Source organism: Pedobacter gandavensis (genome assembly GCF_014172405.1).
Lineage (GTDB): Bacteria > Bacteroidota > Bacteroidia > Sphingobacteriales > Sphingobacteriaceae > Pedobacter > Pedobacter gandavensis.
The window spans coordinates 1,580,598-1,605,599 of sequence record NZ_WNXC01000001.1; the positions used below are offsets into that span (position 1 = coordinate 1,580,598).

General features: G+C 40.6%; 24 protein-coding genes. 8 read left to right on the plus strand and 16 right to left on the minus strand.

The window, feature by feature from the left end; genetic code table 11:
* Positions 1 to 9 precede the first annotated feature (9 nt).
* Genes GM920_RS06370 through GM920_RS06380 form a run of 3 tightly spaced genes read right to left on the minus strand, consistent with a single transcriptional unit; the run spans position 10 to position 5,415 of the window.
* Complete coding sequence (locus GM920_RS06370; RefSeq protein ID WP_182954595.1) at positions 10 to 1,350, minus strand: dihydrolipoamide acetyltransferase family protein; 1,341 nt, start codon at positions 1,348 to 1,350, stop codon at positions 10 to 12.
* A gap of 50 nt (positions 1,351 to 1,400) precedes the next feature.
* Positions 1,401 to 2,648 carry a competence/damage-inducible protein A gene (locus GM920_RS06375; RefSeq protein WP_182954598.1) on the minus strand — a complete coding sequence of 416 codons (1,248 nt, stop codon included), beginning with the start codon at positions 2,646 to 2,648 and terminating at the stop codon, positions 1,401 to 1,403.
* Positions 2,649 to 2,658: 10 nt separating this feature from the next.
* Positions 2,659 to 5,415: a putative LPS assembly protein LptD gene (locus GM920_RS06380; protein ID WP_182954599.1), complete on the minus strand. Its 2,757-nt coding sequence runs from the start codon at positions 5,413 to 5,415 to the stop codon at positions 2,659 to 2,661.
* Between the two features lie 56 nt (positions 5,416 to 5,471).
* Here GM920_RS06380 and GM920_RS06385 point away from each other — a divergent pair, with 56 nt between their 5' ends.
* From GM920_RS06385 to GM920_RS06395, 3 genes are read left to right on the plus strand one after another with little or no spacing between them, the layout of a single operon-like run.
* Entirely contained in the window at positions 5,472 to 6,350 is an 879-nt protein-coding gene (locus GM920_RS06385; protein ID WP_394367951.1) for an N-acetylmuramoyl-L-alanine amidase family protein, read from the plus strand.
* 34 nt (positions 6,351 to 6,384) lie between these two features.
* Positions 6,385 to 7,230, plus strand: a complete 846-nt coding sequence (locus GM920_RS06390; protein ID WP_182954601.1) for an N-acetylmuramoyl-L-alanine amidase family protein — start codon at positions 6,385 to 6,387, stop codon at positions 7,228 to 7,230.
* Positions 7,231 to 7,244: 14 nt separating this feature from the next.
* The gene (locus GM920_RS06395) at positions 7,245 to 8,198 is read left to right on the plus strand and encodes an MlaD family protein (protein WP_182954603.1); all 954 of its coding nucleotides are present in this window, start codon (positions 7,245 to 7,247) and stop codon (positions 8,196 to 8,198) included.
* A gap of 174 nt (positions 8,199 to 8,372) precedes the next feature.
* Here the strand turns inward: GM920_RS06395 and GM920_RS06400 are convergent, their stop codons facing one another.
* From GM920_RS06400 to GM920_RS06425, 6 genes are all read right to left on the minus strand, one after another.
* Entirely contained in the window at positions 8,373 to 9,827 is a 1,455-nt protein-coding gene (locus tag GM920_RS06400; protein WP_317171511.1) for a sugar porter family MFS transporter, read from the minus strand.
* Positions 9,791 to 11,581 carry a class I mannose-6-phosphate isomerase gene (locus GM920_RS06405; protein ID WP_235964451.1) on the minus strand — a complete coding sequence of 597 codons (1,791 nt, stop codon included), beginning with the start codon at positions 11,579 to 11,581 and terminating at the stop codon, positions 9,791 to 9,793. Before GM920_RS06405 ends, GM920_RS06400 begins: the two co-directional genes overlap by 37 nt.
* Before the next feature lie 154 nt (positions 11,582 to 11,735).
* Entirely contained in the window at positions 11,736 to 12,647 is a 912-nt protein-coding gene (locus GM920_RS06410) for a ribonuclease Z (protein WP_182954608.1), read from the minus strand.
* Positions 12,647 to 13,033, minus strand: a complete 387-nt coding sequence (locus GM920_RS06415; RefSeq protein ID WP_182954610.1) for an STAS domain-containing protein — start codon at positions 13,031 to 13,033, stop codon at positions 12,647 to 12,649. The genes GM920_RS06410 and GM920_RS06415 overlap by 1 nt, the downstream gene beginning before the upstream one ends.
* Positions 13,034 to 13,210: 177 nt before the next feature.
* A complete protein-coding gene (locus GM920_RS06420; RefSeq protein ID WP_182954612.1) occupies positions 13,211 to 14,164 on the minus strand; it encodes a phosphoribosylaminoimidazolesuccinocarboxamide synthase in 954 nt (317 codons plus the stop codon).
* 38 nt (positions 14,165 to 14,202) lie between these two features.
* Positions 14,203 to 15,174 carry a PhoH family protein gene (locus tag GM920_RS06425; RefSeq protein ID WP_182954615.1) on the minus strand — a complete coding sequence of 324 codons (972 nt, stop codon included), beginning with the start codon at positions 15,172 to 15,174 and terminating at the stop codon, positions 14,203 to 14,205.
* Positions 15,175 to 15,275: 101 nt separating this feature from the next.
* Between GM920_RS06425 and GM920_RS06430 the strand changes: the two genes are divergently transcribed.
* The 3 genes from GM920_RS06430 to GM920_RS06440 are packed head-to-tail and all read left to right on the plus strand — an operon-like array spanning position 15,276 to position 16,889.
* Positions 15,276 to 16,055 carry an SAM hydrolase/SAM-dependent halogenase family protein gene (locus tag GM920_RS06430; protein WP_182954617.1) on the plus strand — a complete coding sequence of 260 codons (780 nt, stop codon included), beginning with the start codon at positions 15,276 to 15,278 and terminating at the stop codon, positions 16,053 to 16,055.
* Positions 16,056 to 16,066: 11 nt separating this feature from the next.
* Positions 16,067 to 16,351 (plus strand): putative quinol monooxygenase, encoded by a 285-nt coding sequence (locus GM920_RS06435; protein WP_182954619.1) that lies wholly within the window; start codon positions 16,067 to 16,069, stop codon positions 16,349 to 16,351.
* Between the two features lie 16 nt (positions 16,352 to 16,367).
* Entirely contained in the window at positions 16,368 to 16,889 is a 522-nt protein-coding gene (locus tag GM920_RS06440; RefSeq protein ID WP_182954622.1) for a hypothetical protein, read from the plus strand.
* Here the strand turns inward: GM920_RS06440 and GM920_RS06445 are convergent.
* Genes GM920_RS06445 through serC form a run of 3 tightly spaced genes read right to left on the minus strand, consistent with a single transcriptional unit; the run spans position 16,882 to position 20,213 of the window.
* Entirely contained in the window at positions 16,882 to 18,126 is a 1,245-nt protein-coding gene (locus GM920_RS06445; protein WP_182954625.1) for a DUF1015 domain-containing protein, read from the minus strand. The two genes, GM920_RS06440 and GM920_RS06445, sit on opposite strands and share 8 nt — an antisense overlap.
* Before the next feature lie 59 nt (positions 18,127 to 18,185).
* Positions 18,186 to 19,136: a D-2-hydroxyacid dehydrogenase gene (locus GM920_RS06450; protein ID WP_182954627.1), complete on the minus strand. Its 951-nt coding sequence runs from the start codon at positions 19,134 to 19,136 to the stop codon at positions 18,186 to 18,188.
* A 12-nt stretch (positions 19,137 to 19,148) separates the two neighbouring features.
* Positions 19,149 to 20,213, minus strand: a complete 1,065-nt coding sequence (gene serC, locus GM920_RS06455; RefSeq protein WP_182954629.1) for a 3-phosphoserine/phosphohydroxythreonine transaminase — start codon at positions 20,211 to 20,213, stop codon at positions 19,149 to 19,151.
* Between the two features lie 71 nt (positions 20,214 to 20,284).
* On the opposite strand from serC, the gene GM920_RS06460 reads away from it, so the two are divergent.
* On the plus strand, positions 20,285 to 20,443 hold the full coding sequence (locus tag GM920_RS06460) for a hypothetical protein (RefSeq protein WP_182954631.1): 159 nt from the start codon (positions 20,285 to 20,287) through the stop codon (positions 20,441 to 20,443).
* Between the two features lie 20 nt (positions 20,444 to 20,463).
* Here GM920_RS06460 and rpe read toward each other — a convergent pair whose 3' ends face one another.
* From rpe to rpsO, 3 genes are all read right to left on the minus strand, one after another.
* Positions 20,464 to 21,135, minus strand: coding sequence for a ribulose-phosphate 3-epimerase (gene rpe / locus GM920_RS06465; RefSeq protein WP_182954633.1), 672 nt, complete (start codon positions 21,133 to 21,135; stop codon positions 20,464 to 20,466).
* 93 nt (positions 21,136 to 21,228) lie between these two features.
* A complete protein-coding gene (gene pnp, locus GM920_RS06470; protein ID WP_182954636.1) occupies positions 21,229 to 23,376 on the minus strand; it encodes a polyribonucleotide nucleotidyltransferase in 2,148 nt (715 codons plus the stop codon).
* 116 nt (positions 23,377 to 23,492) lie between these two features.
* Positions 23,493 to 23,798 (minus strand): 30S ribosomal protein S15, encoded by a 306-nt coding sequence (gene rpsO, locus GM920_RS06475; RefSeq protein WP_062547894.1) that lies wholly within the window; start codon positions 23,796 to 23,798, stop codon positions 23,493 to 23,495.
* A 187-nt stretch (positions 23,799 to 23,985) separates the two neighbouring features.
* Between rpsO and GM920_RS06480 the strand changes: the two genes are divergently transcribed.
* Positions 23,986 to 24,405, plus strand: coding sequence for an acyl-CoA thioesterase (locus GM920_RS06480; RefSeq protein ID WP_182954637.1), 420 nt, complete (start codon positions 23,986 to 23,988; stop codon positions 24,403 to 24,405).
* Between the two features lie 79 nt (positions 24,406 to 24,484).
* Here GM920_RS06480 and GM920_RS06485 read toward each other — a convergent pair whose 3' ends face one another.
* Complete coding sequence (locus GM920_RS06485; RefSeq protein ID WP_182954639.1) at positions 24,485 to 24,925, minus strand: Hsp20/alpha crystallin family protein; 441 nt, start codon at positions 24,923 to 24,925, stop codon at positions 24,485 to 24,487.
* Positions 24,926 to 25,002: the final 77 nt, after the last annotated feature.

The following is a 25,002-nucleotide window of genomic DNA, read 5'->3' on the forward strand; positions in this document are numbered from 1 at the left end:
TTCTTTTGTTTAAATCTCTCTGTTGACGTCCCAGTTTTCCAGGTAATCAGCCACGCGGCGTACAAATGATCCACCTAATGAACCATCTACCACCCTATGGTCGTAAGACAGAGAAAGGAACATCATGTGACGGATCGCAATCACATCACCATATTCTGTTTCCAATACTGCTGGCTTCTTTTTAATGGCACCTACCGCTAAAATAGCTACCTGAGGTTGGTTAATAATCGGTGTTCCCATCACGTTTCCAAAAGAACCTACGTTGGTCAGGGTGAATGTACCACCTTGGGTTTCGTCTGGTTTCAATTTAGAATTACGTGCACGTACAGCCAGGTCATTGACAGATTTCGTTAAACCCAAAAGGTTCATTTGATCTGCATTTTTGATGACAGGCACAATGAGGTTGCCACTTGGCAATGCTGCTGCCATCCCGATATTGATGTCTCTTTTTTTGATGATCTGCGTTCCATTAACGGATACATTGATCATTGGAAAATCTTTGATGGCTTTGGTCACCGCTTCAATAAAGATCGGCGTAAAGGTGATCTTTTCATTTTCACGTTTCTCAAAGTTACGTTTCACTTTCTCGCGCCACATCACCATATTGGTCACATCAGCTTCTACGAAGGAAGTCACGTGTGGGGCATTTTGCACGCTCATCACCATATGATCGGCAATCAGTCTACGCATCCTGTCCATCTCAATGATTTCATCACCACCACTTACACTGACCGCTGGTGCTGCTTTTGCAGCTGGCTGACTGGCTTTTACTGCTGCTGTTGTATTTGCCGAAGCTGTTGGTGTTTGATGTGCTGTACCACCGGCTTTTTGTTGTATATAATTTAAAAGATCGTCTTTTGTTAAGCGGCCTTCTGCTCCTGTTCCTGTGATGCGATCCAGCTCCGTCAGTTCAATATTTTCCTGGGCTGCAATGTTCTTCACCAATGGAGAATAAAAACGATCTGAGCTTGCTGTACCCGCTTCTTCCTGTTTATCATTTGACAACAGTTGCGCTGTTCCCGGAATTTCCGCTAAAATGGCCTCAGCTTGATCTTGTGGTACCACAGTTTCCACAACACTTGCTGCTGCTGGTGTAGCTGCTGCATGAACATCTGTTTCGATAATGGCAATAACTGCACCTACCTGAACTACTTCATCTTCCTTAAATAACTGCTTAATTAACTTACCGGCGATTGGTGATGGAACTTCAGAATCCACCTTATCCGTTGCTATTTCTAAAATCGTATCGTCCAATTCTATCACATCACCTGGTTGTTTAAGCCATTTGATAATGGTTGCTTCTGCAACGCTCTCCCCCATTTTAGGTAACAATAATTCGTATTGAGCCATTTTTTATTTTCTAATTGGTAACAGGTACAAAAGTAAAGTATTTCGGACACTTAATCCTCATGTTGCCTGAGTTCATTCAAAATCATTGATAAGGCTGCTGCTGCTGAGCGCTCAATATTCTGTGTTCTTTTGTTGCCGAAGTTAAAAACTTTTGACACGACTCCTTTGGCATGAGCTACTGCAATCCAGACAGTTCCAACCGGTTTATCTGGCATTCCCCCATCCGGACCAGCGATCCCGCTTACGGCGACAGCATAGTCTGTTTTAAAATTTTTAATTGCACCTAAAGCCATTTCTTTTACCGTTTCTTCACTAACCGCGCCATAATTGGCCAATGTTTCGGCTTTAACACCAAGCAATGACATCTTAAGGTCGTAGGAATAGGTAACCGCACCACCCTCATATACAGAAGAACATCCGGGATGTTGGGTAATCAGGTGGGCAATGTATCCGCCGGTACAACTTTCTGCGGTTGAAAGGGTCAATTTTCTTTCTTCCATGAAGTTCAGAATGGCCTTTTCCAAAGCAATATCTTCTTCTGCTACCACATGAGTTTTTATTCTGGCAATGATCTGCTGTGCATAAAAATCTACTGCCGCTTTGAGTGGCGCTTCCTCTGCTCCGGTTGTACTCAAGCGCAAACGCACCTGTCCCAATTTTGGCAGGTAGGCCAATTTAATGCTTTCGGGTAAACTGTTTTCTATAGCTTCAATCTCCATCGCGAGGAAGGATTCCCCAATACCGGAAGTCAGGATGGTTTTATGGTAAATGACAGGTAGTTTAAATGCAGCTTTGATCCTTGGAATGATTTCATCATCCATCAGGTACATCATTTCGAAAGGAACGCCTGGCATAGATACAAAGATCTTTCCGCGTTCTTCAAACCACATACAAGGCGCGGTTCCGTTTTTATTCTTAATGACGGTACAACCATCGGGCACATCTGCTTGCTTCCTGTTGAGTTCGATCATTGGCCGGTTCACACGGGCAAAAATCTCGGTCACGTGATTTAGGGTTTCTTCATCTCTGCGGAAACCCATATGGAAATATTTCGCGAGGGTAACCTTGGTAATGTCGTCTTTGGTAGGCCCCAATCCGCCGGTCATTAAGATCACATCCGCCCGACTTTCGGCCAACCGAAGCGCCTCCATAATGTGCTCGGCATCATCGGAAACAGAGGTAATCTGTTTCACTTTCATCCCAATCTGGTTCAGCTGTTTGGCCATCCAGGCGGAATTCGTATCCACAATCTGACCGATAAGAATTTCATCTCCTATGGTAATAATTTCTGCCAGCATATTAAGGGGTTTAATATCTCGTGTAGTAGTTCTTTCTTTTACTCAATTTCAGATCTTGTAATACCGAAGCTTTTACTTTAATATCTACGGAATACATTTGTTGTGTTCCAAAAGGAATCCAACTGAAACTCATGTCCCAGCAATGTAAATCGCGATAGATTCCAAACCTGGTAATTGCAAAACTATTGGTTTCAAAGTTCCATCCGGAGTCGAAGGTCACCTTCCATTTAGGGGTGATATTGGCATCTCCATTAAAAGACAAACTGTTGGTGATTCTTCTATTTCTACCTACCGCATCAGTACTGTAGTCGAAACTATATCGGAAGGCAAAGTTCCATGGAATGTTAAAGTCGACAAAGGCATTCGGGTCTCTGCTTACTTTTGCCAGGGCCTCCGATTGCTCCGGAGTAAGTCCTTTTTGAATGGCATCCATCTTACGGTCTTGCTCCGTATCATTTCTACGCTTTAAAGCTTCCGGATTCAAACTGTAATCAAAAGAGAAACCAAAGGAAGTTACGCGTGGCGCTCTTCCTCTTTGCCAGGTATATTTATCCAACAGAAAATAATCTCTATTGCCATTAAATTTATTAATAGAGTCCCCAACAACATAAGGATTCAATACCGCTTGATAATTCACCTGAAACTTATCAGAAAAAGGTGTACTTCCTGAAACATTAAAAGGAGACAGTTTAAAACTTTTTGCCAAGAGGTTATAGGAAGAGGTGATGGATAAGTTATTGATGATCGGTACTTTCTTTTCACCTTTTCCAGTCGTATCATTAGGTACCAAAACCTTTGCTTCCACATTATTCTGGATCCCAAAACTGATATTCGCTGAACTTCCGGTTCCCGGAGGGCCATATAATAAACCTTCTTGCTTAGCATAATAAACTGGATCACCTTTCTGATCTCTCACAGGATCGTTTGGATTCCCCCCATATAATGCCGGCAAATAATTACCATATTTAGGATCTGCAAAATTAGGTGTATAGCCAAAACTCACACTGGGCGTCATCACATGTCTCAGTGCTTTCAGCCTGCCCAAATTCTTAAATTGTGCGGTAGAATAGATTTTAGTCGTCACACCACCTCCTACGGTATAGGTACCATATCGGTTAAATCCTGGTATAGTGTCTATTTTCACCAAATCCGGCGTACCTGCCGTTTGCCTCAAAAATGTTTTTCTGATCGACTGGAAATGCCAACGTTCTGTATAATTGATACTGGTGTTAAAATTAAAGTATTTCAGCACGTTAAAGTTCATGGCGATGGGAATATTATGCTGAACCCCATTCCTGAATTTATTCAAAATGTCTTTTTTGAACAAAATACTATCTCCAGCAGTTACGGTGTTAGAACTTTGCATCGTATAACCCACTGAAATCTTTTCATACCATTTCGGATCACCTATAGTATTTTTTGAAGCAAAAGGATAAATGTTTCTGGTCATTCCCAAATTCATATCCGGCAATTGTAGTGTAGTAGTCCCTCTGGAGATATCCTGATCTACCCTGGCTGCCATGGACAGGTTAAACAAGCCGTCAAAAAGCATTTTAGAATAACTGATCGAAGAGTTTAAGTTATTCGACGATAACTGGGTAGGATCATAATATCCTCCCACTGCGGTACGCTTGTTAAATCCCCGACTGGCAATGTTTACACTGGCAGAAAAAGTACTCCCCGGATTTGCATTGGCATTCTGGCTATGAGACCAACGCACACTAAAGTCTTTTACCGGCGCATATCCAGGTGTTCCTTCAATTCCGTAACGGTTACTTCCATAAGTTAAAGCGACATTTCCATTGTACTTATATCTTTTGGTATAGTTAGAAGTCAGGTCTAGTTGGTGAGAACCCCGGGTATAGATCGTTCCTAATATTTTAGCATCCCAATAATCATTAAGACCAATATAATATCCACCTTCTCTTAAGAAAAACCCACGGGTATAATCCTCCCCAGGAGAGGGTAAGATGAACCCTGAAGATTTCTTATTCGGTTTTGGAAAGAAGGCAAAAGGCAAACCTAATGGCAATGGAATATCCTCTATTTCTAGATACACCGGACCAGTAATAATTTGCTTTTCGGTCACAATCCCCTTGGTGATGTGGATTCCAAAATGGGGATGCGGCAAATTACAGGTACTATAAAGCTGTCCTTTACTGTGAATCTCATCATCAGGTTGTTTCTTGGCAATCCCGCCGGAGAAAAATCCACCTTCTTGCTCTGTAAAAACGCCAAAGATTTTTCCGGCACCAGTTTCGGTATTGTATCGTAAGGAATCGGCAATAGAATTCCCTTGTCCGGGCATCTTAAAAATGGGTCTCCCCACATACTTACCTTTAGAATTTTTAACGCCGCTGGCGAAAATGTTCTTGGTTTTGTCGTTATAAGTAATGTAATCGGCGTCAAGTTCCAGACCTTGATAAATCACCCTGGCCCTACCATATAGATATACGGTACCATCCTTCTTATTTACCTTGGTAGAGTCTTTTGCCGAATATTCGAGTTTATCGCTGGTTTTGGCGGTATCCTGCGGACTACCCTTTGCCGGCGCAGTTTTATTATTGCTACTGATGGGGCCATTTTTGACATCATCAGGTATTGCTGTAGTTTTATTGGGTTTCCCTAGAGGCGCAGTTTTAGTATTACTCCTTACCGGAGTCACCTGCTGAGGGCTGGCAAAAACAGGAGCTACAAATGTCAGAATACCAACAAATGACAATAAAACAAGGCGTTTAATAAAAATGATGTCGCGTAAAAGTTTCAAATTCGTGTGTGAATGTTATTTTTGCATTGATGTTTAATCCAAAACGTTCAAAATTAATGAAAAATATGCCATTGCTTAGACCAAATGCAATTTTGATCGTATTTATTTCCATGATAATAGCTACAACCACTAGTTATCAGGGATTTACGCAAGAATATAAAATAAAAACCATCGTATTAGACGCTGGTCACGGGGGGAAAGACGGCTCTACCAGAGGGGCTTATTCGACTGAAAAAGATGTTGCCTTAAAAACGGCCTTACGTCTTGGTGCTGCGATTGAGGCCAATATGAAAGACGTAAAAGTAATTTATACGCGGTCAACTGACGTATTTGTTCCGCTTTATGAACGCATTGCGATTGCCAATAATGCAAAAGCAGATCTTTTTATCTCGATTCACTGTAATGATATGCCTATGATCCGCTCCAGTGTGGTAACCGGTTCTCGTAAAGGTAAGAATGGAAAACGGATTCCGATTACAGAAACCGTATATCGAAAAAGTACTTCGACACGTGGTGTGGAAACCTTTGTATCAGGTATGGGTAGGATCAATGAGCAGGATGAGGTGATCAAAAGAGAAAATGCAGCCATCTTTTTAGAGGAAAACTACAAAGAGAATTATGAAGGCTTTGACCCAAATAATGCAGAGAATTATATTATCCTATCTTTGATGAAGAACACCTTCCGCACCCAAAGCTTAAAACTAGCGAAATTGGTGCAGGATGAATATGTACATGTAGGCAGAGTAAACCGTGGTGTTCAGGAAAAAAGTCTGGCCGTTTTAGCAAGAGCAGGTATGCCTGCAATTTTAACAGAAATAGGATTTATTAGCAACCCCGACGAAGAGGATTATATGAACTCTGAAGCCGGGCAAATAGAAATTACCAATTGCCTTTTAAAGGCCATAGTGAGCTATCAGCACAAGGTAGAAGGATAATTAGATTACAAGTAAAAATTAAGAGTTAAGCCCGATGAGATTGAAAAGAAGTGTATTCTTATTTGCCGTTTTATTATTTATAAGTTCAGAGTTTGCCTTTTCCCAAGGATACAAAGTTAAAACCATTGTCATCGATGCCGGTCACGGTGGTGGTAAACCAGGCGCTGCCGGATCCTATTCCGTAGAAAAAAATGTTGCCCTTCAGGTAGCCCTTAAGCTGGGTAAGAAATTTGAAGAGGACATGCCAGACCTAAAAATTCTTTACACCAGAAAAACAGATGTGGATGTCGACTTTTATAAAAGAGCCGAAATTGCCAATGATGCAAAAGCAGATATCTTTATTTCTATTCACTGTAATTCCATGCCAGACCGCAGAGTGGTAGACGGGTATACAAAAGGCAAAAACGGTAAAAGAATCCCAAAATATGCTTATGTAAAAAACACAGGTACCAGTGGAACAGAAACCTTCGTTGCCGGTACGCATCGCCTTAACGAACAAGATGTTGCCATCAGAGAAAATGCCGACATTAAGCTGGAAAAAAATTATAAACAAAACTATGATGGATACGATCCCAATGATCCTGAAACATTTATTATACTATCTTTGTTTAAAAATACATTTAGGGATAAGAGCCTAAAATTAGCCAGGTTGATTCAAGACAACTACACAAACGAGAATAGAAGAGTAAACAGAGGAGTAAAAGAGCAGGGAATTTTAATCCTACAAAGGGTTGGAATGCCAGCTGTACTTACAGAGATCGGATTTATCTCTAATCCCGCAGAGGAAAATTATATGAACTCCGCAAGCGGTCAGGCAGAGATTGTAAATGCAATTTTCGATGCGGTTAAGAAATATAAAAAACAAACAGAAGTAAATTAAGTAAAGACAGATACGTGAAAATAGCAAACGAAACCAAAGTAGGCATATTAGCAGCCTTTTCTATAGCCTTATTAATCATTGGCTACAACTTTTTAAAAGGCAACGCCATCTTTTCCAGCGAAACCGTATTGTATGCCAGATATTCTCATGTAGATGGTCTGGGTGTCTCTAAACCTGTCTTAATTAATGGTTACCAGATTGGCCGTGTAGATGCTTTAACCCTGCAACCTGATGGTACCATTATCGCTACCTTAAAGATTAAAGGGAAATATGAAATTCCAAGTAATAGTATTGCCAGATTAGAAAGCATCGATCTTTTAGGTGGTAAAGCTATTGTAATGGCACTAGGAACCGGTAATGTATTCGCCAAAGATGGAGATACGCTGAATGCGAATGTGGCTAAAGGAATTTTAGAAACTGTGCAACCGGTTCAAAAGAAAGCGGAGTTGATCATTGCTAAAATGGATTCTATTTTAACCAGTGTGAATTCCATTCTTAACCCTAACTTCCAGAAAAACGTAGACAAAAGCTTTAACAGTATTGCAGCTACCTTGACTTCTTTGGAAGCAACGTCTAAGAAAGTTGACCATTTAGTAGGTTCTGAAGGTTCAAGAATCTCCTCTATCCTATCCAATGTAGAAGCGATCACGAATAACCTTAAAAATAACAATGAAAAGATCAATGGCATCCTGAACAACATCAATACCGTGACTGATCAGGTAGCAGCTGCGAACTTCAAACAAACCATTGACAATGCCAACAAATCTATGGCGGACTTACAAAGTATTGTTGGAAAGATCAATGAAGGAAAAGGTACTTTAGGCTTATTGATCAACGATACAAAAATGTATGACAATCTGACTAATGCTTCCAGCAATTTGGATAAGCTGATTATCGACTTAAAAGAAAATCCTAAACGTTATGTACACTTCTCCGTTTTTGGGGGTGGTGCTAAAAAAGATAAATAAGCATCAAATAGAAGCCGGTTAAAACTGGCCAACTCCTATTTGATTTACAAAAAGCCTTTCAGTTCATACTGAAAGGCTTTTTTTGGTTTATATCCAGACTGACATTGGTCATCTGGCTTCATTTGGTAAAGCAGTCTCCTGCTGCTCCGCTAAATTTGATCAGGTTCTCCGCTCCTAACGTATCAGGTCTTTTTCAATTTCTTCCAACGACTGCCCCTTTGTTTCCGGCAGATTTCTCTTCACATACCAAAAGGTGAACAGGCAAAAGAAGGCGAAAATAAAGAAGGTTGCCGGAATCCCAAGTCCATCTCTCATCAATGGAAACATTAAATTAACCAGCCAATCTGCGATCCACATCGTCATGATACAAATTGATAAGGCCCGGCCACGAACTGCGGTTGGAAAAAGCTCTGTCGCAATTACAAATTTCAAAGGCCCAAGCGAGAATGCGAAGGCGAATAAGAAAGTAATGATGCAGGAAACCAAAGCCATCCCTTTAATTCCGAACAGAAAACAGAGTCCGGTAAGTGCCAATGCCGCTGCTGCCATCATCGCGCCCGTCAGGTACAATGGCCTGCGACCCCAGGTATCTACTTTCCAAATGGCAATAAAAGTGAACAACACATTGGCCGTGCCCAAAATCATCTGGTATAAAAGTGCATCATTGGTCACAAATCCTGCAGACTTTAAAATTGTTGGTCCATAAAAGATCACCCCATTGATGCCACTAAATTGTGCCAGCGCTGTCAGCACCATCACCAGGATCAATACTTTCCTTACCGGCCCATTAAACAAGGCCTTAAATGATCCCTGCACCTGCACATTACCTGTGTTCATTCCTGCCATTTCGATTGCTCCCTCTTTCTCGCCATGAATGCTGGACAAAATTGTTTTTGCTTCCTCAACTCTCCCCTTCTGCAACAGCCACCTCGGACTTTCGGGTACAAAAAAGATCAGGAAACAGAACAACACCGCAGGAATTACGCCTACTAAAAACATACCTCTCCATACTTCTGAAACAAATAACCAATCCAGCACAGCAGGATTTGCAACAATACCAGCAGCACTGGCATGTCCTTGTAAGCAGTAATTGCTAACATAGGCCAGTAGAATTCCAATCGTCAAGGCCAATTGATAATAAGTAACCAAACTTCCCCTGTTTTTTGCAGGTGACATTTCTGAAATATACAGCGGCGAAATATTGGAAGCCACACCTACCCCTACTCCAGCAAGGATTCTAAAAAAGATCAGCAAGGTGTAACTGCCACTCGACGCAAATCCTACGGCACTAATAAAGAAGAGCAAGGCAGCGATAAAAAGTACTTTTTTCCGTCCAATCTGATCACTCAGGTAGCCGGAAAATGCGACCCCTCCAATACAACCCAACAGGGCGCTGGAAACAAACCATCCCTCCTGGGCGGAAGTCAGGTTAAATTGTAGTTTTAAGGGCTCAATGATTCCACTCACCACCGCCATATCAAAGCCAAAGAGGAATCCCCCAAGTGCAGCGATCATGGTGATGAGTAGAAGAAAAGTTTTGTGGTTCGTCATATGGTTTATATTTGGTATTGGTTGATTTTGGTTTTCCTGCCTTATAGCGCTTCGTCTTTGACGAAGGCCTTGACCAATTTCCCTCTCCCAGCCCCCAAATAGGTCATCGTATAGGACTTTACTGCTGCGGGTAGGACAATCGTTTCCGCATAATTATAAATGGTACTTTCGCCATTGCCTTTAATTTCGACCTGATTTCCTTCTACCAGCATCAAAATATGACAATGACCTTTAGACTCGATTTCTAGCGTCCCCTCCCATTCATAGCGTTCTACATCGTAGAAATGTTCGGCATGTGTGGGCAAATGCCAATGTTCCATAGTAGGCGTTTGCTGTAGTAAGACCGGCTTAGAAATGAGTTCCTGATGAACTTTCTTCCCTTTTCTAGAGAAATCGATGTTCTTCATCCCGTGGTCTATATTGATCGGCCTTGGCATCCCATTCAAATCTTTCCGCACCCAATCGTACAGTTTGAAAGTAAAAATATAAGGTGTACTACTGATTTCCAGCACCAGGTTATTGATCCCAGCACTGTGTACCGTACGGTTAGGAATCAGGAAGAAATCATGTTTTTTAGCAGGAATCAATTGCACATGTTGCTCAATTGGTAGCGCTAGCCCGGTTTCATAACTTTGTCTCAAATCCTTTTCAAATGATGCTGGATCACTCTCCTCAGTAAAGCCCAGATAAACACCAGAATCCCCTTTTTGATCCAGGATATAATAGGTTTCATCCTGTGTGATGAGCTCGCCAAAATTTTCCTGTGCGTATTTTAAAGAAGGATGACATTGAATTGAAAGGTGCTCTCCATCAAAAGTATCCAGGAAGTCAAAACGAATCGGGAAGTAGGTGCCAAACTTTAGTGCTGCGCTTCCCAATATGGCTGAGGAATGCGCAAACATCAACCAATCAAAAGAGAATTCCAGGAGCTTGCCTTTGTCGGCGATAAGGATACCGTTTTCAGGACTAATCAATTCAAAAGACCAGGCATAATTTGGTACTGACTTGGGCAAATGTGGAATGTGATCCATCATCCAGCTCCCCCCCCAGATCCCAGGTTCAAACCAGGGACGTGCACGAAATGCATGTTCACTTAATTCGGTAAGTGTGGCCCTAAAGGTATCGCCGGTAGTCCAGGGGTAAACCTTGCTATGTTGTCCATCAATAAAATACGCAATCTGAGCTAACAACTTTGCTTTATGGCGATTCAATACCGGCCAGTCTATAAAATAAAACCGTTTATATTGTATTTTAGGATCTGCGATCTCTCTCGCACCAATGTTCAGTACACGCCCGGCTCTGGAACGAAACTGCTGCTCATTCTTTGGAAGGTCCAGGTAAATCAGTGTCCCTTTCCAACCGGCCAAACTGGCTCCGGTGCCATAAACAATGTTTCTTCCTGTTGTGGGTTGTATTTCTTTCAGCTTTTCTGGATCAAAAAAATCCTGAAGCTCCCCGCTAAAAGATTTACCAAATATGGAATTTTCCCCATCGCTATGTAGGTATGGATGAAGCATCTGCTCAATTACTGTGCTCGGCTTTAAAGCTGTTAGGACATGGAACCAGGAACAATCAGGAGCGAGAAATGCTTTAGACTGGCCAATAAAAGTCTCCCAATCTATACCCACGTCACCATCGATGATCAGATTTCCTTCGGCAGGCAGCAAGCTAAATAATGCTTCTAAATCCGGATTGATGCTGCCCTGACTAATTTCCCTTGTTGGGTAAATATCATAGGTAACCATTTTATCCCATGGCTTAATTAAAGGTAAAAGCGCTTGCTGGGTATTCCTGTCTTTTTCGTTGAGGTTTTCTTTATTAGCGATGTCCATAATAATTGATGAAACACAAATATATCATATATGTCAGTATGTACACACATAGTTTAAGAATAATGCTCAATACCTATGCAATCAGCTTAAAATTAAGGCATTAAAATACAATCCCGAATGTGCATTCGGGAAATATTGATTAGTAAACAGGAAATTAGATAGAGAAAGTACTGCCTTCGGTAGCGAGCTGTGTATTTTCAAAAACCTGAACGGCTTCTTCCAATAGCGGTTGTAAGGTTTTATATCTGGAGGAGAAATGTCCGATGAGTAACTTTTGCGCCCCAGTCTTTATGGCCGTTTCAGCAGCTTGTAAGGCAGTGGTATGGTGTGTCTGATTGGCACGTTCCAAAAGCTCATGTAAGAAAGTCGCTTCATGATACAGGGTATCACAATCCTTGATCTCTTCAAAATAGCTTCCATCACAAAGTGTATCAGAACAGTAAGCATATTTTCTTGGACGATCAGAATCCACGGTATAATCCAGATTTAGTAAGGTTCTTCCGTCTGGTAAAGTAAGGTCTACGCCTCTTTTCAACAAAGGATAGTATTCCAATGGAACGTTTTCAGCCTCCAATTTTTCGATCACCACTTTACGCAATCTTTTCTTCTCTGTAAAGGTAAAGCCGGTACATGGAATTCTATGGTTGAGAATAATGGTGGAAACACTCAGGTCTGAATTTTCAAAAATAACCTTGGGTACATCTGCGCTGATCGGCGTAAATTCTAAAGGATACTTGATGATGGTTTCAGAATACTTAAACTGGAGTTCCAGGATTTCCATTAAGGCTGGTGGCCCATAAATATGAATTGGTTTGATCCTTCCATTGAGGTGCATGGTAGAAAGCAGGCCAATTAATCCAAAATAATGATCTCCATGCAAATGGCTAATGAATATCACATCTATTTTACTGGCTTTAAAACCAAATCTGATCAATTGCTGCTGAGTTCCCTCCCCACAGTCGATCAGGTAGAACTTCTCATTACAGTTTAATAGCTGCGCACTTGGATTTCTATTGTATACAGGAGTAGCAGAACTGCTACCCAAAATGGTAACCTCAAATTTCATTAACCTTTATCTACACTCCCCAACAATTCCTTTTCAATCTCTTCCATAAAGATCAGGTCTGTTGCCTCATCTAATTTAGATACGATCACCAGCGACTGGTCCAGGTTAGACATTTCTAATATTTTAGCCAATTCAGGATTAATTCCGGTAACGATAAACAACCCATTTGCTTTTTTACATAGGCGGTCTCCCACCAACAGGCTGCTTAAATCCTGTGAGTCATTACATTCTTTTACGGCGGATAAATCCAGTACAATGTTGTGGTATCCTTCTGCGTTCAATAAAATGAACTCAGATTTTAACTTAGGCGTATTGTCATTGGTAAACTTAGATTCCCTAAGCTTAAGAACCACATACTTTTCGTGCTTGTCAACTGAAAATTTCATGATATTGTTTTGTTTATTTCTATTGCTAAAGTAATTAATTTTATCTGGTATTGGTGTCAATCACCCTAATAAATCACTAAGAAAAATCCAGATCAGCAGATTTTAACAAAAAAAGACAGCCGCCGCTACCAAAATAAAGGCTAGCGGCGGCTGTCTGAAATTATAGAAACTTTGGAATTAATTTCCCAAAAGTTGATTTAGAGATTTGGTGACATTCGCTTCAATGCGTTGAATTACATTGGAAGCTTCGTTTTTCACGAAAACATCACCTGTAATTTGCTCATAAAGCTCGATGTAACGCTCAGAAATAGAGTTTACAATTTCTGGGGTCATAACCGGAACTTCTTGTCCGTCCTTACCCTGGAAACCATTTTCAATTAGCCATTTACGAACAAATTCTTTTGACAATTGCTTTTGAGGCTCATTCGCATCCTGACGTGCAGCATACCCTTCCGCATAGAAATAACGGGAAGAATCTGGCGTATGGATTTCATCAATCAAAAAGATCGCTGTGCCTACTTTACCGAATTCATATTTGGTATCAACGAGGATCAGGCCGCGTTCTGCTGCCATTTCCGTTCCACGTGCATATAGTGCTAAAGTGTAAGCTTCTAATTGTGTATAATCTTCAACAGACACAATTCCTTTAGCCAGGATATCTGCTCTTGAAATGTCTTCATCATGACCTACAGCCGCCTTTGTGGTTGGGGTGATGATCGGATGAGGTAATTGATCATTTTCTTTCAATCCTTCTGGCAAAGCTACTCCGCAAACACTGCGTTTACCGGCGCTATATTCTCTCCAGGCATGGCCTGCAAGGTATCCGCGGACAACCATTTCTACTTTGAAAGGCTCACAAATGCGGCCGATGGTTACCATTTCGTCCGGTACATCAATTACCCAGTTCTGTACGATATCTTTGGTCGCATTTAAAAATTTAGCGGCAATCTGATTGAGTACCTGCCCTTTAAAAGGCACTGCTTCGGGTAATACCACATCGAATGCAGATATTCTATCGGTCACCACCATCGCCATAAACTGGTTGTTGATGGTGTATACGTCGCGCACTTTTCCCTTGTAAAAATTGCTTTGCTTTGGAAAGCTGAAATTGGTTTCTTTAATTGCTGTCATGGTATTTGCCAAAGAGCTGTTGTGTTATTTGTTCTTAATTATTGGATATCGCCGTAGGCTTGTAAAATTCTTTTTACCAGTTTGTGCCGCACTACATCTTCCCCCGTCAGGTAAACAATTTCAATACCAGGAATATCGTCTAAGATACGCAGGGCGTTAAACAGACCAGACATTGTCTTTTTCGGCAAGTCAATCTGCGTCACATCTCCCGTCACTATAAACTTAGCAGAAGGGCCCATCCGGGTGAGAAACATCTTCAACTGAAGGTCAGTTGAATTCTGAGCCTCATCCAGAATCACAAAACAGTTATCGAGTGTTCTTCCACGCATAAATGCCAAAGGGGCAATTTCTATGGTTCTATTCTCAATATATTGCTTTAATTTTTCCGCTGGAATCATATCATCCAGGGCATCATATAATGGTCTAAGGTAAGGATCTACTTTTTCCTTTAGATCGCCAGGTAAAAAACCCAGGTTCTCACCTGCTTCTACCGCCGGTCTGGTCAGGATGATCCTTTTAATTTCTTTATTTTTCAGTGCGCGCACCGCAAGTGCAACTGCAGTATACGTTTTTCCTGTTCCTGCAGGGCCTATGGCAAATAATACATCATTTTTCACGATGCTGTCTACCATACGTCTCTGGTTCGCTGTTCTGGCTTTCACCATTAACCCATTCGTTCCAAATACGATGACCTCTCCACCGCCTCCAGTTGGGCTTGCAGGTTTTTCCGCTCCTTTTTCAGAAACCGTCCTTTTTCCGCTGGAATCCAGGATGGTTTCCACATCACTTGCATTCAAACCCAGGTGATTTTCAAGTCTGGCCAACAAAAGAATATACTTCTGCTCAAAAACTTTAAGTTCTTTTTCATCGCCAAACACTTTCAGTTCAATTCCTCTTGCCACCACTTTAAGCTTAGGAAAAGCGTTCTTAATCAGCTCATAGTGCTCATTATTCGCTCCCCAAAACTGTACCGGATCTACCGATTCTAATGTTAAAATAAGTTCGTTCAAAATATTGTTTTTTTTAAGAGGTGTATATTTTGATATAAAAATTGAATATTTGTACGCGATTTGCCGCTTACGCAAGATTAAGAATAAATATTCAATTTTTAATGGCCATAATTACATTAACAACAGATTTAGGTTCAAAAGATTTTTATCAGGCTGCCCTCAAAGGCAGTATCCTGAGCATCTTGCCTACAGCCAATATTGTTGATGTGACGCATGAAGTTCCTTCCTTCAATATCTCTTATGCGGCATTCGTTTTAAAAAATGTATACCCTTATTTTCCTAAAGGCACGGTTCATTTAATTGGAATCGATTCTGTGTTTAGTGAAAACACCAGATACATTGCGTTAAAATACAGGGATCATTATTTTGTAGGTGCAGACAATGGGATTTTTTCTTTATTGTTTGAGGACCTTCCGGAAGAGATCGTGGAATTGAATATCATGCAAGATCTCAAATACCTGCATTTCCCACTCGTAGATATCTTTGTAAAAGCAGCCATTCACCTGGCTAAAGGCGGCAGGTTAAAAGACATTGGCATGCCTACGGACAGCGTGGAAGAACGCATGTTATTAAACCCTGTAATCGAACGGGATATCATCCGTGGAAGCGTCATTTATATTGATACTTTTTCCAATGTGATCACCAACATTACCAAAGAATTATTCACCAAAATACAGCGCAACCGGGACTTCACGCTATACTTCAGAAAAAGCGAAACGATTACCCAACTCAGCTGGCATTATAATGAAGTTCCAGAAGGCGAAAAGCTCTGTCTTTTTGGCATTAGTAACCACTTGGAAATTGCCATTAACAAAGGTAAAGCAAGTGGTTTATTGGGCTTACACCTCAACGACATCATCAGAGTTGAGTTTCATCCTTAAACCTTAAATCTATGTTGATTCGCCTGGTAAAAATGCAATTTAACGCTGATTTTGTATCGGAGTTCCAGGAGAACTTTAAAACTTTACAACCTCAGATCGCAGCATTTGAGGGCTGCAGCAGTGTTCAATTGCTCCAAGACCATCAACAAGACAACCTCTTCTTTACGATCAGCCACTGGAAGGATGAGGCCCATTTAGAAGCCTACAGATGCTCTCCCCTCTTCCGAGACACCTGGGCTAAGGTAAAACCCAATTTCGCAGCTAAGGCTGAGGCATGGAGTTTGCTTGCTCCATAGAAAGAAACACACACAAATGATTAAAAATTGCTTACTGCTGCTTTTTGTTGGATTTTTCAGCTTAAATGCCGCGGCTATACGAGTAGATACGAGCGCTTATCAGTTACAACGATTGAAAATCAACGCCTTATTGGCAGAGCGCAGCGTGAGATTCGGACAATATGACCAGAGTCTGGACGCCAGGACGGGGATATTTGGTTTTCAAACTAAAAAGGACATCAAGAATTCCAATGAGATCCTCCGTCAAATTGTCTTGAATGACAATAACGTTTTTAAGGAGCTTAAAGTACTGATGGATTACAAAGACCAGGAGGTAAAAAACGTGATCATCAACTCCAATACCACGAATGGACGAATCCAGAATTACATGGTGTCTATCAAAAAACTGCAAGACCAGAATCAGAACTTGAGAGAAAGAATTGTAATGGTAGAAAAGGGAAAGACCTTTTATTATTACGTCATTGCTTTTCTAGGTCTGCTGATTGTTGGAATGGTCTGGTTTGGTTATAAAAAAGGTTTGTTTAACGACCTTAGTTAAAATAATTTGTAAGGAGTCCGACTAAAAACTTAGGCTCTACCCATGTTGATTTCGGTGGCATGACGCCATCAGCTTCTGCCACTGCAATCACCTGAGCTACTGAGGTTGGGAATAAAGTAAAAGCGATGACAAATAAGCCATTATCTACTTTTTCCTGCAATTCGCTCAGCTTCGTACGTCCACCTTCAAAGGTAATCCGGGCATCCGTTCTCGGGTCTTTGATGCCAAGAATTGGCTCCAGTATAAAGTTCTGTAAAATACTCACATCTAATACGCCTACCGGATCATGCTCATCATAAATAGCCGGCTTAGGTTTCAACGCGTACCATTGTCCGCGGAAATACATCCCGATTTCATGGAGGTGTTTTGGCTTTAAGGCATCCGCTACCGGAACCACTTCAAAACAGTTATTTAAATCTTCCATGAACTCTTTTGCGGTAATGGAACCCAAATCTCTAACCAATCTATTAAACTCCAACACCTTGACTTCTTCGGTATTCATATAGACCGTAGTAAAATAGTTGTACAGTTCAGATCCATTATGCTTTCCCTCGTTTAAAGCTTGTTTTTGTAGTCCCATTTTGGCCATGGAAGCCGCACGATGGTGGCCATCAGCAATGTAAACTGCAGGGATTTTCGCAAAAGCAGCAACCATTTCCTTTAAATCTTCGGGATCAGCAATGGCCCAGATCCGATGTTCACTTTTATCGGTAAAGATGAAATCGAGCTCGGGTTTTAATGCGGTGTATTTTTTGATCAAACCATCAATTGTAGGATTAGGATGGTAGGTAATCAAGACTGGATTAGCATCAAGTCCGGTTTGCTGTAGATAATCAGCCAATAGCTTTTCTCTTCGCTCTACGGTAGATTCGTGTTTTTTGATTCGCCCTTCCAGGTAATCGTTGATGTGTGTTAAAGTCCAGATCCCGGTCTGACACAAACCATCGTGTATTACCTGATACACATAAATCACCGGCAACTTTTCTCTCTCCAGATAATGATGCTCCAGGAAACCTTCAAAATTCTCGGCAATTTTCTTAAAAATCAGCTCTTGTCTGGTTCCTCTAAGGTAAGGATTATCTAATTCGGGATTGATCAGGTGCAGAAAGCTACAACTATTCTCAGAAGCGATGAGTCGCGCTTCTCCTGAGCCATAGTTTTCCAATGGGCGGGTAACCACCTTTGATTGCAGGTGTGCTGCAGGTTTTAATCCACAGAAAGGCTTTATATTTGGCATAGGAGGAGAAGGAAATGAGGTACCCAATATTTAGGATACCTCATTAAATACTATTGATACTATTTATTAAAATGCGCAATAATGAGGTTGGCTAATTCCACACCGATACGTTCTTGTGCTTCATTAGTAGCCGCACCAATATGTGGCGTTAAAGAAATCTTAGCATGTTGAAGAATAGCTGCTGCTGGAGTTGGTTCGTTATCGAACACATCTAAGCCTGCGAAAGCAAGTTTACCACTGTCTAAAGCCGCAATTAAAGCTGCCTCGTCAATGGTACCTCCTCTTGAACAGTTCACCACACCAACACCTGGTTTCATTTTCTCAAACTCCGCAGCACCTAAGATAGGTTTGTCTGCAAATGGCGTATGTAAACTGATGAAATCACTGTTGCTGATCACTTCTTCTAAGGATACTGTTTTCACAGGAATATCAACTTTAATACCACCTTGAAGATTCAAGGTTAGGTTTCCTTCGAAAGGGAAAAGGTCATAAGCCAGTACGTTCATACCTAAGCCTAAAGCTACCGTAGCCGTTTCTCTTCCGATTCTACCGAATCCAATGATACCGATGGTTTTACCTCTCAATTCTACACCTTTAGCATAAGCCTTTTTAAGGGCATTGAATTTAGTATCACCTTCTACCGGCATTTTTCTGTTCGCTTCTTGTAGGAAACGTACACCTGTAAACAAGTGTGCGAATACCAATTCCGCTACTGATAAAGAAGATGCTGCTGGTGTATTGATTACCGCAAGACCTTTACTTCTGGCGTAATCTACATCGATATTATCCATACCTACACCACCTCTACCAATCAGTTTAAGGTTTGGGCATTGGTCTATTAGTTCCTGACGAACTTTTGTGGCACTACGTACCGTAATTGCATCGTAATTCTGTAAAGCTTCGGCTAATTTATCCTGAGCTACGGTCTCTGTATCTACTACAAAACCCGCTTGTTCCAATAAGGATTTACCGATAGGATCAATCCCATCGTTGGCAAGTATCTTAATCATCAATTATATATTTTATTGGTGTTTCTCTGCAAAAATCTGCATTAATTCAATTAAAGTATGCACACTGGTAATCGGCAAGGCATTGTACATAGAGGCTCTGAAACCACCTACGCTTCTGTGTCCTTTGATGCCTTCAATCCCATTTTCTTCTGCAAATTTCAGGAATGGTTTTTCTAATTCAGCATTTTCCATCACGAAGCATACGTTCATTCTTGAACGGTCTTCTACAGCACAAGTACCTTTAAACAATGGATTTCTATCGATTTCCGCGTATAAAGCTCTTGCTTTTGCAATGTTTTCTTTTTCAATTTCTGCAACACCACCTTTAGATTTCAACCAACGTAGGTTTAACATCGCCACGTAGATAGAGAAAACCGGAGGAGTATTGTACATAGAACCACCTTCGATATGCACTTTATAGTCTAACATAGAAGGAATCTTTCTACCTGTTTTACCTAAGATCTCGTCTTTCACGATCACTACAGTTAAGCCGGCAGGGCCGATGTTTTTCTGTGCACCAGCATAGATCAGGTCGTATTGAGCTACGTCAATCACTCTGCTCATGATGTCAGAGGACATGTCACAAACTACAGGAACTTTAGTTTCCGGCAGGTCGAACATTTCCGTTCCATAAATGGTATTGTTGGAGGTACAATGAAAATAAGCACTATCTTCAGGGATGCTATAACCTTTTGGAATAAAGGTATAGTTTGATGATTTTGATGAAGCTACAATATTTGCAGTTCCAAAATTAACGACTTCTTTAATCGCTTTGTTTGCCCATACTCCTGTCTCCAGGTAACTGGCTGTTTGGCCTTCAGGCAATAAGTTCATAGGAACCATTGCAAATTGCAAACTCGCACCACCTTGTAAAAAGAGAACGGAATAACCGGCAGGAACATTTAACAATTCTTTAACCAACTTCCCGGCCTCTTCCACAACACCTTCGAATTCAGGTGTGCGGTGTGAGATCTCCAGAATAGACAAGCCGTCTTTAAAATCAAGTACTGCTTGTGATGCTTGCTTGAAAACTTCCTGTGGTAGGATACAGGGTCCAGCGCCGAAATTATGTCTCATTTTTATGTTTATTTTTATTGATTGTAAATGTAATATTTTATATGATTTAATGATTCTAATTTTTGAGATTAATGAACATTTATGGCCGAATGGGCCTGCCAGTTAAATCATTAGCGGGAAAATCATTGGGATACAAAGGACAAACACCCACCGGTACGCTGCGTAGAAAACAGCGGTTAAATGCCCTACAGGACGAGTTTAAACCTAAAGGGAGAATGGGAAGAATTTAGCTGGCTTGCTGAAAAGAAACTTAGATGTTTAAAGTACCTGTTTTTAGGTTTTTCAGCTCCGAAATCATTTCCTTTGGATCCGGAGCAGCAAAAATGGCACTACCAGCCACGAATGCCATAGCACCCGCATCGATTAAATCTTCCAGGTTATGAATCCCTACCCCACCATCAACTTCGATGATCAGGTCCGGATTGATCTGTAAAGCCATTGCCTTTAATTCTCTGAGTTTATTTAGGGTATTGGGAATAAACTTTTGTCCGCCGAAACCAGGGTTAACAGACATTACCAATACCAGGTCCAAATCCGCAAGGATATCTTTTAACAAAGCGACAGGCGTATGTGGGTTCAATGCCACACCAGCTTTACATCCTGCCGCATGAATCGCCTGCACAGTGCGGTGAAGATGCACGCAAGCTTCATAATGAACCGTAATTACAGCAGCTCCTGCTGCTGCGAAACGTTCGATATATTGATCTGGATTTACAATCATCAAATGAACGTCCAATGGTTTGGTTGCATATTTATTAATGGCTTCCATCACTGGAAATCCGAAAGAAATATTCGGTACAAACACGCCATCCATCACATCTACATGAAACCAATCTGCCGCACTAGAATTGATCATTTCAATATCACGTTGCAGGTTTGCAAAATCAGCAGAGAGTACAGAGGGGGCGATGAGGTGTTTCATAGGATCGTTTTATGCTTAGGTAAATATATAAAATAAAGCTGTTTTAAACCAAAAAACCCCGCGAATTGCGGGGTTTTGAGTATTGTTTTGAAATTATGCAGGAGCGTTTTCTGCGTTTCCTTCTGGTTTCGCTGGACGAGGCAATAAAGCTTTTCTAGAAAGTTTCATTTTTCCTTGTTTGTCAATATCCAAAAGTTTCACTTGAATTCTATCACCTTCTTTGAACACACCGTCCATCGTTTCTAAACGAGTCCAGTCGATCTCAGAGATGTGTAATAATCCGTCTTTTCCTGGCATGATTTCTACGAATGCACCAAATGGCATGATAGATTTCACTTTACCATCATAAGTAGCACCTATGTCTGGTTTAGCAGCAATCGCGTTGATACGGGTTACCGCAGCATCAATTGCAGCTTTGTTATCCGCAAAGATTTCAACGATACCTTTGTTACCTACTTCTTCAATAGAGATAGATGCGCCGGTTTCGCGTTGCATTTCCTGGATAATTTTACCGCCTGGGCCGATTACAGCACCAATAAATTCTTTATCAATGGTTAGAGAAACGATACGTGGCGCGTGATCTTTGTAGTCTTCACGTGGTGCAGAAATCGTTTTCTTCATTTCGTTTAAGATGTGTAAACGGGCTTCTTTAGCTTGGTTAAGGGCGTTAGTTAAAACTTCCCATTTCAAACCATTGATTTTTAAGTCCATCTGACAAGCAACAATACCTTTTTCAGTACCAGTTACTTTAAAGTCCATATCACCTAAGTGATCTTCATCACCTAAGATATCTGAAAGGATCGCATATTTACCAGTTTTCTCATCAGTGATTAATCCCATAGCAATACCAGATACTGGCGCTTTGATTTTAATACCTGCATCCATTAATGCTAATGTACCAGCACAAACAGTTGCCATTGATGAAGAACCGTTAGATTCTAAGATATCAGAAACGATACGAATCGTGTATGGGTTTTCTTCTAATCCTGGTAATACTTTCTTCAATGAACGCATAGCCAAGTTACCATGACCAATTTCACGACGACCAGCACCTCTGTTCGGGCGAACCTCGCCAGTAGAGAATCCAGGGAAGTTATAGTGTAGTAAGAATTTGTTGTAACCATTGATGAATGCACCATCAATCATTTGCTCGTCATCTTTAGAACCTAAAGTAACAGTGGTTAATGCTTGAGTTTCACCACGAGTGAAAACTGCAGAACCGTGAGCAGAAGGAAGGTAACTTACTTCAGACCAGATAGGACGTACAGTGCGCACATCACGACCGTCTAAACGAATTCCTTCATCTAATACTAAGTTACGGATGGCATCATATTGTACATCATGGAAATATTTCTTAGTTAAGAATGAAGTTACATCATCGATGTCTTCACCTAAAGTAAGTACAAATTCAGCAAGGATAGCAGCGAAAGCATCAGTACGCTCACCTTTGCTCGTGTTGCTTTTTGCAACTGCATATACTTTATCATAAGTCGCAGCAAATACATCTGCTCTTAATTCAGGATTGCTGTTTTCATGAGAATAAGCACGTTTAACCGTCTTACCTACTAATTCAGCCAATTCTTTTTGAGCTTGAACTTGCACGATGATTGCTTTGTGAGCGAACTCAATAGCTTCCACCATGTCAGCTTCAGAAATCTCATCAGCTTCACCTTCTACCATTACGATGTCTCTTTCAGTACCGGCAACAAGGAATTCCATTGTTGCGCGCTCTAAATCGCTTACATAAGGGTTGATTACAAAGTTACCGTCGATTTTAGCAACACGTACTTCAGAGATTGGCCCGTTGAAAGGAATATCTGAAACCGCGATAGCAGCCGAAGCAGCTAATCCAGCTAAACAGTCTGGCATAATATTTTTGTCAGAAGAGATCAAAGTGATCATCACCTGAGTATCAGAGTGGTAATCTTCAGGGAACATCGGGCGTAAAGCACGGTCAACCAAACGAGAAATTAAAACTTCATAGTCTGATAATCTTGCCTCACGACGTAAGAAACCTCCAGGAATACGGCCAGCGGCAGCATATTTCTCTTGATAATCTACAGATAATGGTAAGAAATCTACACCTGCTTTAGCACCTACTGAAGATACTACAGTAGCCAATAGCATGGTGTCTCCCATTTTAACAACTACAGAACCATCAGCTTGTTTCGCTAATTTTCCTGTTTCAATTTCGACAATTCGTCCGTCGCCAAGGTCGAACGATTTTTTTATTACATTCATTTAAAGAGTGTTGTGGTGTGTTTTCCTCTTTCTACACACCTGATTTATATATGTTAATTTTATTATTCAATTAAAAAAGCCATCCCTAAGAATGGCTTTTCCTGATATTATAACGCTTATTTGCTGTCTCTAGTTGAACCTAAAGGTTTGATAATGTCCCTTAAGCCTAAAGCTTTGATAACAGCACGGTAACGATTGATATCTTTTTTAAATAGATATGCCAAAATACCACGGCGTTTACCTACTAATTTTTGTAGAGATAACTGAGTAGAGAAATCTTTACGATTTTTCTTTAAGTGCTCAGTTAAATGTGCAATACGGTAAGTAAACAATGCTACTTGACCTTCAGCAGAACCAGTGTTAGTTTCTACTTCGCCGTGTGTTTTGAAGATTTCGGCTTTCTTTTCTTTACTTAAATACATTTCTTGAATGATACTAAAGTGTGTATGGATTAATTAATTGTGTGCAAAGATAGTTTAAGTTTTAATGAATCGCAAAAAAAACAATTGTCATACGGGTTCAATTTACGCCATCCGGGCTAAATATATCAAAATCTAAACCTTATTTTTGAACCCGAACGAGAATTTCAGACCGTAAAACGAGGAAAACATGGAAAAGAACGAATACAGCATATTTGAAACTGAATTAAAAGTACGCCCAGATGATATAGATATGTTCCAGCATGTACACAATAGCAAGTATTTTGACTATGTACTTTCTGCACGTTACGACCAGATGGAAGAGTTTTACAACATGTCTATGGAATCTTTCCTCGAGAGTGGCTATGGTTGGGTGGTACGTACCGCTCATGTTGACTTCAAACGACCTTTGATTCTGGGTGATGTGATTTTAATTCGAACCGGCATCTTAACCATCAATGAAAAAGGTTGCAGGGTTCAATTTGAAATGGAAAACAAGCGAACAAAAAAAATTGCTTCTGATGGTTGGTTCGATTATGTGATGATCGATACAAAAACCGGTAAAGGTTGCAAGGTTAATGATGAAATGATCAAAGCTTACAGCATATAAATTATTAATTATTACCAAAAAAAAGCCGTCAGCTTTTAAAAACTGACGGCCGGATTGAATAAGCCAGATGAGCTACTAATTATTTAATTTCAATCTGACGCACTAAATTTTTAGCTTCTTCTTTTTTAGCAACTTCAATCACCAATACACCATCTTTATAGGTTGCATCGATGCTGCCATGATCCACTGAATCTGGCAAGGTGAAGGAACGTAAGAATGAGCTGTAACTGAACTCCTGTTTCTTATATTGCTTTTCTTCTTTTTTATCTTCTTTTTTAACCTCGGCAGAGATCGTCAATACATCTCCTTCAAGATTTACTTTAAAATCTTCTTTTTTCAATCCTGGAACAGCCATTTCAATGTGGTACTGATCATTAGTTTCGCTGACATTTACAGCAGGTATTTTAGTGATCAGGTGACTTGGCAATAAAGCATCGGTAAATATTGAACCGAAAACATCATTGAAATCGTTCATTAATCCAGTGTTTTTTGCTCCATTATTAAATTTTACTAGTGACATATATAATCCTCCTTTTATTTTTAGACTTTTAACTTAAGCTATCAATTCAAAAAAATCAAATACACCAGGCATATTTC

Excerpts from the sequence above, each read along its gene's own strand:
- GM920_RS06370 (WP_182954595.1), bottom strand. The coding sequence starts at position 1,350 with ATGGCTCAATACGAATTATTGTTACCTAAAATGGGGGAGAGCGTTGCA.
- GM920_RS06375 (WP_182954598.1), bottom strand. The coding sequence starts at position 2,648 with ATGCTGGCAGAAATTATTACCATAGGAGATGAAATTCTTATCGGTCAG.
- GM920_RS06385 (WP_394367951.1), top strand. The coding sequence starts at position 5,472 with ATGAAAAATATGCCATTGCTTAGACCAAATGCAATTTTGATCGTATTT.
- GM920_RS06390 (WP_182954601.1), top strand. The coding sequence starts at position 6,385 with ATGAGATTGAAAAGAAGTGTATTCTTATTTGCCGTTTTATTATTTATA.
- GM920_RS06405 (WP_235964451.1), bottom strand. The coding sequence starts at position 11,581 with ATGGACATCGCTAATAAAGAAAACCTCAACGAAAAAGACAGGAATACC.
- GM920_RS06410 (WP_182954608.1), bottom strand. The coding sequence starts at position 12,647 with ATGAAATTTGAGGTTACCATTTTGGGTAGCAGTTCTGCTACTCCTGTA.
- GM920_RS06415 (WP_182954610.1), bottom strand. The coding sequence starts at position 13,033 with ATGAAATTTTCAGTTGACAAGCACGAAAAGTATGTGGTTCTTAAGCTT.
- GM920_RS06420 (WP_182954612.1), bottom strand. The coding sequence starts at position 14,164 with ATGACAGCAATTAAAGAAACCAATTTCAGCTTTCCAAAGCAAAGCAAT.
- GM920_RS06430 (WP_182954617.1), top strand. The coding sequence starts at position 15,276 with ATGGCCATAATTACATTAACAACAGATTTAGGTTCAAAAGATTTTTAT.
- GM920_RS06435 (WP_182954619.1), top strand. The coding sequence starts at position 16,067 with ATGTTGATTCGCCTGGTAAAAATGCAATTTAACGCTGATTTTGTATCG.
- GM920_RS06440 (WP_182954622.1), top strand. The coding sequence starts at position 16,368 with ATGATTAAAAATTGCTTACTGCTGCTTTTTGTTGGATTTTTCAGCTTA.
- GM920_RS06445 (WP_182954625.1), bottom strand. The coding sequence starts at position 18,126 with ATGCCAAATATAAAGCCTTTCTGTGGATTAAAACCTGCAGCACACCTG.
- GM920_RS06450 (WP_182954627.1), bottom strand. The coding sequence starts at position 19,136 with ATGATTAAGATACTTGCCAACGATGGGATTGATCCTATCGGTAAATCC.
- serC (WP_182954629.1), bottom strand. The coding sequence starts at position 20,213 with ATGAGACATAATTTCGGCGCTGGACCCTGTATCCTACCACAGGAAGTT.
- GM920_RS06460 (WP_182954631.1), top strand. The coding sequence starts at position 20,285 with ATGAACATTTATGGCCGAATGGGCCTGCCAGTTAAATCATTAGCGGGA.
- rpe (WP_182954633.1), bottom strand. The coding sequence starts at position 21,135 with ATGAAACACCTCATCGCCCCCTCTGTACTCTCTGCTGATTTTGCAAAC.
- pnp (WP_182954636.1), bottom strand. The coding sequence starts at position 23,376 with ATGAATGTAATAAAAAAATCGTTCGACCTTGGCGACGGACGAATTGTC.
- rpsO (WP_062547894.1), bottom strand. The coding sequence starts at position 23,798 with ATGTATTTAAGTAAAGAAAAGAAAGCCGAAATCTTCAAAACACACGGC.
- GM920_RS06480 (WP_182954637.1), top strand. The coding sequence starts at position 23,986 with ATGGAAAAGAACGAATACAGCATATTTGAAACTGAATTAAAAGTACGC.
- GM920_RS06485 (WP_182954639.1), bottom strand. The coding sequence starts at position 24,925 with ATGTCACTAGTAAAATTTAATAATGGAGCAAAAAACACTGGATTAATG.